The sequence below is a fragment of the Enterobacter sp. H2G27 genome, from assembly GCF_054403075.1.
Genome location: NZ_JBSVSI010000001.1, coordinates 2,948,713 through 2,963,858 on the forward strand (window position 1 = coordinate 2,948,713; position 15,146 = coordinate 2,963,858).

Here is a 15,146-nt window from a genome sequence, read left to right on the forward strand (position 1 = left end):
CTATGGAATATTTTTTTGCCATGCCAGGCATTCAACCCGAAGGGATCCCCTGGCATTCTGTGTAACCTTTATGCATTAAAGATGTTGTGTATTTTTCTTGAAAGATAAACATTCCCAGGGCAGTTAACCCTAAGATGATAAACGTGGTTTTCAGTAATTTTTTACCTGATGCAATGGTTATCTGCTTCCCGGTAAAAATAACAGGAAAAATCATCGCCAATAACGGTGAAAAAAAAGAAAAATGCGGCAGCAAAAGTTACCCAAAAAGAGAAATTAACGACATCGGGGTAAGAAAGGTATTCACGCAACTTAAAAATACCGAGATATGAAATCCCGATAGAAATCACCAGGAAGAATACCACCCCGAGAAATGCGATGACTCGTTGTTTAAAAGGATACATTGTATTTACTTGTCACTTACATTGCACAAAGACGAATCACGGACATAACGAGTTGCCGTTCCAGGCATCCATCCTGACGGGATGCCACTACACCGAAGATATCCTTTTTTTACCAGAACTGTTGGGTAAAAAACTGAATACATAACCCCAATAATTACTAAAGCAATACAGCCCCACTTTAAATATACCACATACACATCCATCGTTTTGAATGCATATTCTTTACCTTTTAATAAAAGCAAAATGAAATATATAAATGGAAAGATCATTACCACAGGTAAAGCGATAAAAGAAACCGTCAACCACGAAAAAACGATGTTATCACCAAACGAAAAATACTCATTAAATGTATCGTTCCCAAGGTAAACACTAAAACTACACAACCCCAGTATGAGCAATATGGCTAAAACAGGCCGAACCTTTGTTTCAAACATCAATACAACCTCCGCTGGATACTCATTAGATATTTTCTGATATAGCGTTGAGTTTTTCCACAACAACTTCCTTACCGTTTTCAAGAAACTCCCTTTAAGTACATTAAACTCACATTGCGAAATGCACTTCTATAAAATCACTTATCACAAGTCACAGGAGGCATTACATATTTTGTTGCCATCCCAAAAAACCAAGCATTAGGAGTGGTTTGACAGGCAACATATCCTTTAGCCTCAAGCTTATTTGAAAAATAAACTTTAAATCCAATCTGAAAGGCGACAGTAATAATAAACATCGCAATCATGTATTTGGTTAAATATCTTTGTATTTCAATTGAAACTCTGCGCCCAAAAAAAATAGGCCATAAAGAAAAAAATGCGACAGGAGTCAAGATGAATGCAGCAGAAAAACCATAAACAAAAAAAGATGAGAATGATAATTCAGATGGAAATGCAAAATATTCTTTAAGCGTAGTTAAGGAAAGCAACCCACCGCCCAAGATCAGAGGCACATAGAGACACAGCATCCCCAAAAACATTCCAACCCTGCGTTTAAATGGAAAGTTCTGCATTAAAACCACTCCTTTGAGAAATTGTCTAATGATTGTCTAATGTATTTTTTTACCTCGTATTCAACAACCATTTTCCCACGAGTAAGCATACCATCAACATACATTGCTCCCAAATCCCATATGCCTTTCTCCATTTCTTTTGCTTTCTCAACAAATTCCTGCTGCGCCGATTCAATGAGAGAAATCACTTTGTCTGTAATTTTATACTCATCATCTAATTTATTGAGTGCCCATGCGGATAACGCACCAGCAACCAGTACAACAACTATTGGCGCTGCAATTGTTGAGAACACCCCTATAGCATACGCCCCAGCCCCCCAAGTAATCGCTGACGAAATACCAACTTTAACCACATCAACAGCCCACTTTCCTATAAACTTTGCCAACGTAGTCTCATCATTAAAAATAAAGTCTACGGAATCAGCCACTGATACATAAATCAGACCAAAAAGAAAACCTTCTTTTATAGCATTATTCAACCCATATTTCCCTATTCCATATTTGATGATTTTAGGATTTTTTGCAGCGAATACTGGAGCATTTAATATCTTCCGAATTCCCGCATAACCACTTATTTTTATTAGCTCTGTTCCCTTGTGGTTAACATACACAGTTGCAGTTATACCAAGGCTACCTAACTGATATAATACTTTCGAGGTGGAATACGCATCTTTTATACTTGCGCCATAGTTAACAACAAATTCACCGGGTTTGCTTTGGGAAATAAATGACCACCCTGACTTATAGAATCCCATAGATGTCAAATACTCAAACACTTCCCCCAACGTAAGTAACATGACGTTATTGTTATTCGCATTCAACATTGCCCTCAAATTGCCGTCAGGTAGATCATGTGTATTCCTTAATACAGGATAATCAGGCACAAACCCTGTCAGCTTTTGCTCACCGGTCAGATAACCAGGCAGCTCAGGAGAAGTCTGCGTCGGAGCCGCTGTAAAGCCTGCTGCCGATTCTCCAGAGGAAGCACCACTGCTCTTCTCATACGTATCATCCATCATCGACGGAATAAACTTAGCCTTACAGGGGCATGTACTGTAGCTGTCGAGGGTTCCGGCCATTCGCCGGCCATGAATGGTATCGTTGTCGATGCCACCGGCTATCTTGAAAAGCCCGGCATGTTTACCGCAGGTCACGCTGTCCTGTTCCCGGGCAACCGGTTTATCAAACAGAGTGTGATCCTCTGCGCCCGTGGTGATTTTCCCGCCGCAGGTCGTCTTGTCGCCCTGCACCAGGTAAAAGCCTTCTGCTGCCATATTTTTCCCTCTAGCTGAATTCAGTCCGGATTATCCGCAAAGCACTGCACTGCTTGCCGGATCGAGCGCAATCAGACCGGACAGAAGTAAATCCATCTCGGGCTGAAGTCGTGATTTATCGGTTTCACTGCGTGTGGCTTTCATGCGCAGCAGTCTGAGGCGACGCGATTTCACTTCAAACAGCAGTGCCGGTGTCCACTGCGTGAGGGTGATTGACTGTGCGGCACTGTCGAGCTCACCCAGCAAATGCAGCGCCAGTTCATTTTTGCCCTTCTGCTCGGCTATGCGGGCCATCAGCAGGCGCAGCAGCCATTTGTCTTTTGTAGAGTCGCAACCAGGACGGTTCTGGAGCCAGTGAAGTGTGGCATCCAGACCGTCAGTGTCCGCTTTATCCAGCGCTTCCGGCTCGAGGAGCAGGATATCGTTATCTGTCTCACCAGCAGCACTGACCGGCTCATCCCGCCAGTTGGACAAATCGTCCAGCACGCTCTGATTTATCCAGTTGAGCGTGACCTCATCGGCAAACGGCGTTCCGTCATTAAAGGCCAGCGTTTCAAGTCCTGTGAGACGGCTCAGCAGCCCTTTCAGATCGGCGATGATGATATCGGCCAGCACATCGTCCCCCAATTTCACCAGAGCCTGGTGGATATACCACTGCAAATCCAGCCAGAGGTGATTAGCGCCACGCGAGAAGGTGCTGTCCGCCTGCTCCAGTATCTCCAGCCAGCTCTGTTGCAGGTACAACCGTTTAAGCATGGCCCGCTGGTCAGCCCGCGGTGGTTCGATACGTGTTTTCCCTTCGGCATCCGGTGCAGGGATCGCTCTCAGCGTGTCATGGCGCAAGCTTTTCATCAGCCGATGTGCGGCTAGCCAGCCATCAGGCTGCTCGCGCAGATATCCCGTCAGGGTACGGGCCTGGGCCAGCAAATCCTGACCGGAGGTGATGCGGTTCAGAACCGGCGTATCTGACTCGGTCGCATGCGTAAAGGGCTGTGACTGCGCCTTATTCCCTGCGTTCTGCGGTACCACGGCATCCACACCACCTGCCTTCATCAGGCGAGACTCCAGCCCGCTGTACAGGGCATTCAGCTCTGGCCGCGATGCTTCCGGCTCGGTCTCCAGACGGGTACTGATGAGCAGCAAGGCCCCGGCGGTACGCTGTGCATCCTCGCGTATGACTTCCGGGAACAGTGACAGACTGTCCAGGACACGGCTACCGGCAAGCCATTCCAGTGCAGCCTTGCGGCTTCGGTCCCGCTGCGGATGAAGCTGCATGCCGTAGCGCTGCAATAATCCGGCAAGCAGTTCAAGCCCTTCGGCAAAGCCAGCTTCGCCATCCTGGTGCAGTCGCGCCCAGCAGTAATAGGTCGCAATACGGATGTCTTTGGCCGTGGTGGTCAGTAACTTTTCAGCAAGCATGCATATCAGTTCGGTATCAATCCCGGAGAGCTTATTAACCTCTTCGCGGATACGCTGAAAATCATCGTCATATCCCGGGTCTTCCCCAGTCGGACAGGCTACGCTTACCGGAGCAAGCCAGGGCTGCCAGTTATCCGTGCGCGTCTGCGCCTGTTCACGCAGCTGAGCATCGTCAGCCTGACAGGCGGTAACCAAATTCTGCAATGTGCTCATTATTCGACGCCCTCCATGTCATTGTTTTCCGTATTAGTCATCAGCGCCTGAGCGGTGGCCGCGCTGTCGACACTGAATATGTGATCCGGCAGCGTGAAACCACGCAGATCCAACAGCGCCAGCGGGCCTTTTCCGAGTTGTGAGCGCAGCACCCACTGCAGGGTGCGACCGTCCGGTGCGGTAAAGCTCATCATCCACTGGCTGCGGTCAAGCTGCTGACGCTTGCTCAAGTCCAGCCAGCGGATAAAGCCCCAGGTCCCGCTGTAATCCCCGAACAGGCGCGCACCGGCGTTGACCGTGGTCCATGTCAGCATCGTTCCCGGCTTGTAAGTCTCTCCCGGCCAGCGGAAGCTTTGCCAGTCGGCCATCTGGTTGAAGTAGTGCAGCTTTTGTCCATCAATGGTTAGCTGCGTCTCCACCACCTGTGGCACAGGACGCGCCTGCAGCTCAAAGCTGATGCCCTGACTGCCATCGGTGAACAGGATGTCTGACAGCTGGCTCAGTTGGTTAATGGCCCGCAGGAAGGCCGGGTTAAAGTTCAGTCCCTGGCTGTTGACCTTATCCGGTACCCACTGGCTGCCCTCTTTGTGCAGCACGCCGTTGAGCTCTGTCGACAAGAAGCGCTCTATCCGTCCACTGTCCTTACGCACAAATTCAGCCAGCATCGGTAAAGAGGCATCGCTTTTGCTGGCAGCAAACGGGAAACGACCGTCAAAGGCAGTTTGCCAGTTCGCGACAACCGAACGGCTCCATTTGTCATTCAGACTGGCTGCCGACGGCTGAAGTACAGTCTCCCAGGCCTGGGTCAGCGGCTGAACAAACATTGTGCTGCCAAACCCGCTCCACTCCTCGCCAAGACTTGCCGAAATCAGGCTGCCGTATTGCTGAGTGTCGGTGAGGTCCACGCTTTTGCCCTGGAATACGGTCTGCGCCAGAGTCTGCATCATTGCCTGCGGGTCAGAAGCGCTGGCCACCTGCTGCAGTCGCAGACGCACGCGGGTGATACGGGTCAGATACGTCTGCAGACTCAGGGAGTTGTCCGCCGACATGACGTTACCGCCTTTGTTTTTACCCAGAAGCTGCAGCAGCGGACCAAAGGTATCGTCCAGCGGCCCCTGCGGCCCTGACGCAGACTGATCAATGGCAGGTTTATCTTTTCCACCGACGAGATCTTTCGCTGATTTGATGATGGAGTCCGAAAGACCTTCGCTTTGCTGGCCTGTCTGTCCCTGCCAGGCGAGGGTATTCATCAGGGCAATCAGTGGCGACTGGCGGACATCGCTCATCAGCGTAAGCTGGTCGGTAACGTCCGCAATATTGTTTGCCGGATTAAGTCGCAGGCTGTTAAGGAAGCTCAGCCAGCTGCCGGCAAAGTCGGTGAAGTAGCGTTGCGTCAAACGCGCTTTCAGAGCTTCCGGCGACAGGTCTGAGGAAACGGCTTTCCGGCTGTCACTCAGCACCCAGTCAATTTCATCGCGGCGCGACGTTGCCGCCTTCTCAATGGCCTGCTGAATGCCCCCTTCCCAGGCCTGGCGGGTAAACATGCCCGGCACCACTTCGTCGGTAGTGAACAGCCGACGCGCATCGGTACCGCTGGTCATATCCTCCAGGGAGACATCGGCGAAGTTACGACGCACTGACTTGAGCATATTTTCATACAGTGTGCTTTCAGCGTTACGACGCCCGATTTGCTGCAGCAGCACCTGTCGACTCTGGCTGACCAGCTGCGCATCCGGTGTGATTTTCCACTGCGGCTGCTCAGGCAGTTCGGTGATGTAGAAGGCCCACAAATCCGGCGCCAGGCTTTGCCACAGACCGGTAGAAATACCCATTCGTGTCGGCTGCACGGTTTTCAGGGTCTGCGCATAAAACGCGCCGTCGACTTTATCCGGACGGGCCATCATCAGCCAGGCTTTAAGCTGGTCATAACCTGGCTTCGCCAGCTGTGCACGCTGGTCGCTGTTGGGGGCAGAGTTTGCCAATGCGCTGAGTTTTTGTGTCAGCGCCTGATTCGCCGGGTCGCGTATCAGGCGGTTGTTTGCCACGCCGTACCAGGGCAGCAACGCATCGAGCAGCTGCTGGTTATGGTCCAGACCGAAGCGCTGGTACCAGGGCGCTCCATCCTGAATACGGTGCTGCAGGCGGCCAGCGTCATTACGCAGGGTATGCAGAGCCGTGAGCTGGTAATCCGATACGGAAGGATGCTCCACCAGCGCATGCGCCTGCTCGGCAACAGAGACTATCTGCATGCGGTTGACCGCGAACGACAGCAGTGTACCCGCTCCCCAGATACCGATGATGGTCATCAGCGTCCAGGCCAGCGTCTGTTCCCAGGCCATACCGACACGGCGGCCACGCACACGGATGCAGTCATCAACGATACCCTGCCAGGTTACCGGCAGGGTCAGCGCATGGCGTTGTGATTCGGGGATATATTTCTCAGGTTCGGCTGTCCCCTCAGTAGTATGAACAGGGTAACTGTCCGGCAGGCTGAACATCAGACCACGCAGCGGAACACGCTGCTGGGAGGCAGCCAACCATGGAACCAGTTGTTGATTCCAGCGGACAATACCGCCGTCTTGGAGATGCTGGCTCAGGCGCAGCAGGAAGTCGTGGTCATTGTTCTCAATGACCTGACTCACACCCTGCGTCCGCAATTCAGGCAGCATCAGTTCAAGCTGACGGGTAATATCGTCTGCAATGGCACGCAGCGGGAAAATGGCCCCTACCGCCTGTTCAGTGCGTTTCTCCTGCGGCCATTTGCTGTCACACAGTTTCCACAGCCAGACCGGCGGGGAATAACGCAGCAGATCGCTGATTTTTTCCAGTCCACGTAAATCGCTATCGCTAATCTGAGGGGTGAGGTTAAGCGACTGCGGTATGACGCGAATTATTCCGTCCAGAGGACGACCGCGACGCAGTTTACGCAGCGCGGCGTATTTCTCCTTATCTGGTTCAGCAGTCAGACTGCCACCGTAAATCAGAACGGTACGGTTACCTTCAAGCCACTGGTTTTCCTGCAGGCCAGGTACCAGCTGTTCGATTGCCACCTCATCCCCAGTGATTAACAACAGACGGGTTTTACGACGCCAGTACAGGCCAACACGGGAGCGAAGATGTCCCCGAATCTTGTTACACATGGCCACCGCAGGGTGAACAGGCGCTTTTTCACTTTCCCGTTTCTTTTTCTCATCATCACCGTTGGTGTTGTCGACAAGCGCATTAAACTCCTGCTTACCGGCACTGCGTACCGCTGCCAGGAGAACTAAGGATACGATAAGGGCACAGCCTGAAATACATCCGCCGGCGATAAGCCAGTAAATTTGCTGCTGACTTCCGTCTTCAATCCCGGCTATATCCGGATGCTTCCAGACCATGAAAGTCATAACGGCTAACAGCAAAAAGAAAATCAATGCGACAGCAAGATAGCGGCCTTCCGTAGTCTTCGGTGCTAAAGGTAGCTTCACGGATCCATCTCCTGTCGGGAAGCAATCGGGGTAATGAGCGTGCTCCAAAGCACATTCTGTGTGGTATCACCGCAGATAATCATCTGTGGCGACTGAGTTTGTCGGGCGATTTCGGTGGCGGCAGCAATAGCCAGCCAAGGGGCCGCGGCGCCGGCATGTCCCATGGATATATCGAGCGAAACGACCGCTTCGTCCTCTACAGACTGTGCAGGGTGTGCATTCTGGCACTCGATAACTTCTGCGCGCTGCTCACCCGTCAGCCCGGCAAGCCATAAATTTTTTACGATGTTTTCTTTGAGCGGGACGTTCCAGGCGGCCATTTTCATCCCCTCACTCAGTTCGCCTGATGGAGCAGCATCTGGCCGATGCAGCAGCGCGAGAGGTTCGAGTGCCTCCTGCGTCAGGCGGTTGCCAAGAAGCAGAGCAACGGCTGCTTCAGCAGTATTGTTTGAAACAACCGGATCAATCTGGAGGCCTACAATCAATAACATCGCATCATCTTTAATGCGGTGATCCAGCCAGTGGTTGACTACCCCAAGCCCATTGCTGTCTGTGTACTCAAGCGCGCAGGTTATGCCACTCTCCTGCCAGGCTTCCTGCCAGATATCCCTGACCGCTGGAAATGACAGAGATGACGAGACATCTAAGATGACAACAAGCGAAGCGGTCTCCGGAAACTGGTGAACTGGAAGTTCAGCAATCAGCTCGGAAAACAGACGTGAGATGACCAATCCAGGAGTATCTTCTGGTTCAGCCAGGATACGGCTCAGCCTCCTGCTTTCTTCGCCTTTCCAGTCCGACTGCGAAATGATAATGCTATGGTTATTGAGCATTCCAACAGCGACAGAATGCTGTTTGTCTTCCTGATGGGGCGTAATAAATGTCATATTCAGCACCTGAAGCGCACGACGAGCCCTACGGGTCTCACTCAAGATCCATTGCTCCCGACGCCGGTCAAAACCATTCGCTTTACTGTCCTGTAATGACCAGGTCCACATGCGAATAGTGAAACTCACAATCCATATAACGACGGGTGTGCCTATGGCAATTAACCAAAAGTGCCGGGTATCAATGTAACGTCCGAATATGCGCATGAGGATCACGCTAATGACCAACATTGCTGCCAGGACGGCAAACCAGCGCAATACTTTTGGTTGATCTGGACGTGGATAACAATCAGGAAGATGTTTAAGGGAATACAACATTAATTATCTCGATATGAAAATACCACAAACGAATTTTTTGATTATGAGGAATTCTCATCGCAATAAAGCTTGGTCAATAATGAGTTACCAAAGCTTCTACTCAGTAGAAATATTGGACAAAACACTTTTAGGGAAGTGGCTCAGGCATTCAGGGCTTACAGTTACATTAAAATGGCTAACGTGACCTGCATCACTAATATACATAACACTTACATCAGACGATCCATCTTTAGCAATGTTACGATAAAACATCCCTCCAACCCCGCGATTAGATTTGCTTAAATATATAACTTCGTCAGTTGGGTTGCCATTTTCCATACTATATATAATCAAGGAGTCTAATTTTAAAAGAGTTTCACTTAAAATATATGCATACCCATCGATAGCTAACCTGTCGTCACCCCAAGAATAATTAGCTTCACTGACACTCGTAAGAAGAAGGTATGAATTATCTTTACTGGTTTTAGTACTCATACTTTCATAAACATCAGAAATGGCATTAGTGGGAATCATAGCACATATTGAAATAGATTCTTTGTCGATGTTATCATTTGCAAGGCAATAAGTTGTCGGAAAAATAATGCATAGACCACAGAATATTAAATTTGATACCAACCCACTAAATATTGAAGAAAAATTGATTATCAATTTCATTATTCACACCCTTCCAATTAACAGTAGAACGACATAATCGGCAATACCCCTAATTGACCTTTTGCTTGCTACTGTCATTCAATATTTTTTCATTTGCTTTATTATCCAAGCCTATTTCCATACTTTCAAAAGTCTTTAGAATGTAGGGGATTTGACTACTATCTGAGGCAAGGCTACCTGAACCGCAAAGTGCACTATAAGTAGACTTTTGAACTAAGCAAAAACTAACCAGCTCTTTTGCATTCTTATAGATTTCTTTATCATCCTTTGTAATATTCTCATCAAATACAACATATCCCTCAGCATTCTTTGCTTTGATATTGTATAATTTCAGCGACTTGTAAGGTCCATCTTGATCTGAAGGAATAATGTCAGATTTTTTGTTGTTTGCTTTAACCCATAAAGATTTGCTTCTCGAATACACAATTTTTTCACTCATACTTCTGTCATACCCGTTACTGTAAACAGTATCTGACGATAAACAGACCCAAGTATTGACAGGGAATGTGTTAGCGGGGTTATTTTCTTCGTCGCTTACTTTATTTTTAGGTGATACCCTATACTCTTTAAATCTTATAATGCTGCAACCGCTAGACTCTACAGTATTATAAGAAACTGACGAATTATTATTAATTTCTCTTGCTATGAAATTATCACCATTAAAATCAGCGGGCATGTTTATTTCAGGATTGATATCTGCAAAAGTGAACTTACAAATTGAAAACATGAACAAAGCAAAACATTTCGTTTTCATCTCTTATCTCCTTAACACAATGCCTTCAGGCTTATCTAAAGTAAACGCATTATTTTCATCTGGGAATTTGATTTCTGTCAACACAGCCAAGGCACAAGTATATGCGCAGCAACGTTCTATAAATCCATTTATCCCTTGATAATTTCGTCTGCTGATAGCTCCTGGCAAATTCACAGTTGCACTCGCCCGCCAGAAAGCTGGGCTACGATAATAGATCTTAATATCATGCCCTGCAGTCACTGCCTGTCTCTGTATCTCATGAGCTTCATCGGCATATTTTGCCATGCCGGTTAATGACCAATAAAACCCTGCGCTATCAGATGGGTCGAATAGTCCAACATCGACATCTTCACGCCAAGACACCACATCTTGCTCAAGCCCAGGATGTTGTCCATCATATAGAATCCTGTTATCTAATTTTTTTTCCCGTTCCCTGAGAGCACGGTCACCTTGGACCCTTCTATAGTCACTGACCAATTCGTCTCGAACATCTTTATTAAATGTTCTTCCCCGATATGTAAAATATTTATAGAAATTATCAGGATTAGTTAATTGCAAGAATCCCCTGCCGTACCACGGAAAATACCAGATGTTATAATGGTATCTATGCCCATGCTCGTCTGTAGCGGAATATCGATAATCCTCTCTAGTTACATTCAGCCATTTAGTTTCCTGTACCGAATTCCCTAAAAAACTCACTAATCTGGAAGGTGTGTTAATGCAATACTTCCTAAACATCTTATTCAGCATTGGATAATGTCTGGAGAAGACAGATGTATCACTTTCATGAAACGTGACTGGCTCCCAACTATAGCGAGAACCCGAAGGCCTTATTATATTATGTGGTACAACTTGTTTAAATTCTTCTCGACTGAGCCAGTTACATTTACGAAAGTGAGAAATAAATACTCTAGGTTCTATATGCCACAATTTTCCGCTGCCGAGCGCCCCTGAATCAAAACACAGCGCTTCTGCGTGCTGTTTGAACTTGCCATAATCTGCCTCATTCATCAGAACGCGGTCCTTTTTTTCCTGCGTCCCCGGGACCGTCCATATGGCCGTTTTTTCCGGCGTACATTGCTCCCAGGGCAGACCGGTCATCAACCATTTATACCTGGCATCTATTGTGCTTTTTTCCCACTCGAATGGTAAACAGCAGATAAGCCTGTTGCTTTGAGTTCCGTAACTGCCTTCTTCCTGCAACTTTCTTATGATCGCCGAATTACACTGACTGTGTATATCGTTGTCATCATCAACCAGCAGCCATCCTGTCCAGTGCGGGAAATCTGCATCGCTAAACTTTTTGATATCGGGAGCGGCAAGATTTACCACCCCTGTTCCACCTGGATACCTGACTGTCATCCATAATGGCGCATCTGCTGGCACCAGCGTTTCATTTTCCGTATTGATAACCCGGCCAAAACGAAGCAACTCAAATCCGGCACTGGGGCTCTCCTTATAATTCCGCATAGCGGTTTTATAAAGATTGTATTCATAATCTTCACCATCGGCGTTAACCAGCGACTCGCCCAGCAGATCATACTTCCCGTCAGTCTGCGTATTCTGCTGTCGGGTCACCATCGTACAGTTGCCTTGTGTCAGAGTCATGCTGACATACAGAGGCGCACTGCTGGTATACAGCTCAGAAAGCCCGGCCAGGGAAGTACTGTTATCTGCCGGCGCCTTGTCGTAAAACGTTGTTCCTGCTGGCAGATAAAAATGAATATCACCGTAAACCGCATCAGTGCGACCATCTTTCGAAATATCCAGTTCCTTCGTTTTTCGTCCCGTCAGTTTACTGATGTTGTCATCATCGCAGAAAACCTGGAAGTGAAATTCATTCTGGCCGTCAGTCATTCCGGAAGAACCAAGCGGGTCTTTCCGGTAAATTTTGGCGTCAGCTTTTATCTCTGCTTCCAGAAACTTCAGATGCATATACAAAGAGTAAAAAACGACCTTACCGTCCTCTCCGGAACCTATTTCTGTCTCATGTTTCAATAAAACATAGCCATCATCCGTTCCCCTGACAGGGGCATACTTCAGCGGGAACTGATCTCTTTTCTCTGGCGGAGAGGGCTTGCGGAATGATACGACCGTCCCGTCAGCGATTGCCCTCACCTTCTCCGGCATTGTGCCTGTATCCGTATGTGATATATGGATGCCTCCATGCCAGGACTCTGATGCATTGAGAGGATATCCCCGGCGAGCATTGACAGGCATCATCGCTTCAATCCAGTCTGCTTCAGACTGAGTCGCCTCTTTATCTCTCAGAAACGGAGGACTGATAATCATGTGTTGACTCCTTGTCAGGAAAAGCTGAAGTTACTGGAAGGTTCGGTCGTTTCAGGTGCCACATTCGGGAAGTCTTTTGGCTCATTGGCCCTATCTTTTCGCCCGTAATGCCCGGCTTTGGTCCGGTACTCCCCCTGAGTGGCAGACTCAATGCCATTGGCATCAAGCGTGATATAACTTCCGCCCCCGTTGATCGTGACTTTTTTCTTCGCAGTAAGATGGATTTCATCCTCCGTGCTAACAATGCTGATTTCTTTACGTGCCAGCAATTCCATCAGGTCGTTCTGCGCCTGTACCTGCACCGGTCCCTGGTTTGCTATCAGCTTTATGCCCTGCTTACGAACAAACACGCTCAGGGCATTGCCCACCCCGATGAACAGATTTTTCACCACGCTGACGTCGGCATTTTTACCGGCCGTGGCTATAAGGTTCTGCCCGGCAGATACCTGCAGATGTTGTCCGCTGGTCAGTGCCATTCCATCCGGCGCGCTGAGCAGCAGCACTGATTTTTTGAGGTCTGTCAGCTGCTGTTCCAGCAGTTTGATTTGCGCCTGGAGATCGGCCGGGTTCGCGGTCGCCTTCTGCGCATCACCGGAGATGGACGTCATCTGCTCCCGGGCATCACCCAGATTGCTGACCGCTGGCTGCATCTCCAGCACCAGGCCCTGTGCTTTCGTCTGGCCATCAGCGCTGATGAACATCCCTTTCTGTGCCCGGATGGCCCCCCAGCTATCAGTCCTGAGTTCAAACCCCTCACCGCGCTGCTGTTTCTCACTGTCGACCAGATGCCCGAGATTGAGCTGGCTCTTGCCGCCGTACTCCGTGCTGACCTTGATATGCTCTTTTCCGCGCTCGTCATCGAGGCGGATTTTGTTGTTCGCCGGGGTACGCAGGACGTTGCGTTTGTAGTTGCGGATGGTGACGTGGTCGCCGTGCGCCGAGTCGTGCAGCACGCCGGCAATGTACGGCCGGTCCGGGTTACCATCCTCAAAGCCAATCGCCACTTCGGTGCCCGCCAGCAGCGGCAGGTGCAGGCCATAGGTGTCCCCTGCATACGGACGGGACTGACGCACCCACAGGCTCTCGAACCCCGTTTCCCAGTTATCACGGTCAAACAGCATGTTGACGCGGTAACGACCGTCTTTATCGATATGCCCGTAGGTGTCGTTCTCGGTGGTGCTGGTGACGCGGGCCGGTAAGGTGCCAGCCATCACCGGGCGTGAGCCAGGTTCCGGGCGGAAACCAAAATCGGTGCTGTCCGGGATGCCGTCAAAATCAACCGCAAAGTCCTTATCACGGCGGGCATACGTATGCATCGCCGTGATGACCACGCCCTGCGCAAACACATCGGCCACTTCATACCCGCCGGTGACTTTCAGTACCTGACCCGGCGAGAGGGTCGGACAGCTGGTGATGCCCTGCGCCCGGGTCTGACCATTCAGGTAGCGTTCGTGACGAAGGCGGGCATAAAACGCCCCGGACTCCGGGGCCGGATTGCGGTCATAGGTGCTGCCCGGCGTCAGGTAGTTATCCGCCCAGTGATAGGCATCACCGTACGTGGTGACATCCCCGCGGGTCGCATCCACCAGGGTGTTCATGTCCTGCGTGGCCTGACGGTAGTTGTAGTCCCGGGTGCTGACCTGCTTCTGCACCACGTTGTGATGGCATTCCATTCCCCAGACTGAATCCACGCCTTTTGAATGCTGGCCCGATGGCGGTACCGACGGCAGCGTCAGCCCTTTTTCATACCCCTGCTGGCTGTCGTAAAACTCCACCACGTCAATGTTGAGGCGCGTGTCGGTGGTGAAGCGAAACCAGATACCGACCTCACCCAGCAGGCGGGTGATAAAGTGCAGGTCGTCCTCATCGTACTGCATCACCTGTTCACGGCGTGGATATTCTTTTGACAGCGAGAACAGAAAATCCTGACCGCGCATACCGTGGCGCTCGCGCAGGATTTTTTCCACGATTTGCGGAACCGACATGTCCTGGTAAATGGCGTTCTGGTGCGAGCGATCGAGCAGCGCCAGACGTGGCCGGAGCGTCAGGGCGTAGCGGGTTTCATCTTTTGACGTGCTGAGGCGTTCAAAACCGGTCACCACACCCTGAAGGGTGCGCACGGCCTGCTGCACTTTAATGCCGTAACCCTGGTCTACCGGGGCCTGCAGCGTCAGCGAACCGGGCTTCATCAGCATCGCCTCTCTGGCGATAGCGTGGTCGCTGCTGGTGAATTCAATACGGTAGCGGAACGGCGTGCTCAGGGCTTCATCGCCTTCAAACGCCAGCACGTCGAGCGCGGACCCACAGTCTTTCACCGCCAGCAGGTGGTGGTTATGGCTGAATCTTATAGGAGGATTGCTGCTCATTGTATTCCTTCACATCGGCAGAGAAATTATGTTCTGAAAGACCAGACATGCATTAAGTAGTTAATTACTACTTGATCTTTATTGTATATTTTCTA

At 49.7% G+C, this 15,146-nt stretch carries 11 protein-coding genes; 1 reads left to right on the plus strand and 10 read right to left on the minus strand.

Going from position 1 to position 15,146, the window contains the following annotated elements; genetic code table 11:
• The first annotated feature begins 143 nt into the window (after positions 1-143).
• Positions 144-329: a hypothetical protein gene (locus ACW9E7_RS13925; protein WP_458727937.1), complete on the plus strand. Its 186-nt coding sequence runs from the start codon at positions 144-146 to the stop codon at positions 327-329.
• 77 nt (positions 330-406) lie between these two features.
• Here ACW9E7_RS13925 and ACW9E7_RS13930 read toward each other — a convergent pair whose 3' ends face one another.
• The 10 genes from ACW9E7_RS13930 to ACW9E7_RS13975 form a co-directional block, all read right to left on the minus strand.
• Positions 407-835 (minus strand): DUF1240 domain-containing protein, encoded by a 429-nt coding sequence (locus ACW9E7_RS13930; protein ID WP_229226194.1) that lies wholly within the window; start codon positions 833-835, stop codon positions 407-409.
• 137 nt (positions 836-972) lie between these two features.
• Entirely contained in the window at positions 973-1,407 is a 435-nt protein-coding gene (locus tag ACW9E7_RS13935) for a hypothetical protein (protein ID WP_229226195.1), read from the minus strand.
• Complete coding sequence (locus ACW9E7_RS13940; RefSeq protein WP_458727938.1) at positions 1,407-2,681, minus strand: PAAR domain-containing protein; 1,275 nt, start codon at positions 2,679-2,681, stop codon at positions 1,407-1,409. Before ACW9E7_RS13940 ends, ACW9E7_RS13935 begins: the two co-directional genes overlap by 1 nt.
• A 30-nt stretch (positions 2,682-2,711) precedes the next feature.
• The gene (gene tssA / locus ACW9E7_RS13945; protein ID WP_458727939.1) at positions 2,712-4,313 is read right to left on the minus strand and encodes a type VI secretion system protein TssA; all 1,602 of its coding nucleotides are present in this window, start codon (positions 4,311-4,313) and stop codon (positions 2,712-2,714) included.
• Positions 4,313-7,780 carry an ImcF-related family protein gene (locus ACW9E7_RS13950; protein WP_458727940.1) on the minus strand — a complete coding sequence of 1,156 codons (3,468 nt, stop codon included), beginning with the start codon at positions 7,778-7,780 and terminating at the stop codon, positions 4,313-4,315. Before ACW9E7_RS13950 ends, tssA begins: the two co-directional genes overlap by 1 nt.
• The gene (locus ACW9E7_RS13955) at positions 7,777-8,985 is read right to left on the minus strand and encodes a hypothetical protein (protein ID WP_458727941.1); all 1,209 of its coding nucleotides are present in this window, start codon (positions 8,983-8,985) and stop codon (positions 7,777-7,779) included. Before ACW9E7_RS13955 ends, ACW9E7_RS13950 begins: the two co-directional genes overlap by 4 nt.
• A gap of 96 nt (positions 8,986-9,081) precedes the next feature.
• On the minus strand, positions 9,082-9,639 hold the full coding sequence (locus ACW9E7_RS13960) for a hypothetical protein (protein WP_458727942.1): 558 nt from the start codon (positions 9,637-9,639) through the stop codon (positions 9,082-9,084).
• Positions 9,640-9,688: 49 nt separating this feature from the next.
• Complete coding sequence (locus tag ACW9E7_RS13965; RefSeq protein ID WP_458727943.1) at positions 9,689-10,393, minus strand: hypothetical protein; 705 nt, start codon at positions 10,391-10,393, stop codon at positions 9,689-9,691.
• Positions 10,394-10,396: 3 nt separating this feature from the next.
• Positions 10,397-12,685, minus strand: coding sequence for a M23 family peptidase (locus tag ACW9E7_RS13970; RefSeq protein ID WP_458727944.1), 2,289 nt, complete (start codon positions 12,683-12,685; stop codon positions 10,397-10,399).
• A gap of 14 nt (positions 12,686-12,699) precedes the next feature.
• Positions 12,700-15,051: a type VI secretion system Vgr family protein gene (locus ACW9E7_RS13975; RefSeq protein WP_458727945.1), complete on the minus strand. Its 2,352-nt coding sequence runs from the start codon at positions 15,049-15,051 to the stop codon at positions 12,700-12,702.
• Positions 15,052-15,146: the final 95 nt, after the last annotated feature.

Coding starts and splice junctions, on each gene's coding strand:
- ACW9E7_RS13970 (WP_458727944.1), bottom strand. CDS start 12,685: ATGATTATCAGTCCTCCGTTTCTGAGAGATAAAGAGGCGACTCAGTCT.
- ACW9E7_RS13940 (WP_458727938.1), bottom strand. CDS start 2,681: ATGGCAGCAGAAGGCTTTTACCTGGTGCAGGGCGACAAGACGACCTGC.
- ACW9E7_RS13930 (WP_229226194.1), bottom strand. CDS start 835: ATGTTTGAAACAAAGGTTCGGCCTGTTTTAGCCATATTGCTCATACTG.
- tssA (WP_458727939.1), bottom strand. CDS start 4,313: ATGAGCACATTGCAGAATTTGGTTACCGCCTGTCAGGCTGACGATGCT.
- ACW9E7_RS13935 (WP_229226195.1), bottom strand. CDS start 1,407: ATGCAGAACTTTCCATTTAAACGCAGGGTTGGAATGTTTTTGGGGATG.
- ACW9E7_RS13960 (WP_458727942.1), bottom strand. CDS start 9,639: ATGAAATTGATAATCAATTTTTCTTCAATATTTAGTGGGTTGGTATCA.
- ACW9E7_RS13965 (WP_458727943.1), bottom strand. CDS start 10,393: ATGAAAACGAAATGTTTTGCTTTGTTCATGTTTTCAATTTGTAAGTTC.
- ACW9E7_RS13955 (WP_458727941.1), bottom strand. CDS start 8,985: ATGTTGTATTCCCTTAAACATCTTCCTGATTGTTATCCACGTCCAGAT.
- ACW9E7_RS13975 (WP_458727945.1), bottom strand. CDS start 15,051: ATGAGCAGCAATCCTCCTATAAGATTCAGCCATAACCACCACCTGCTG.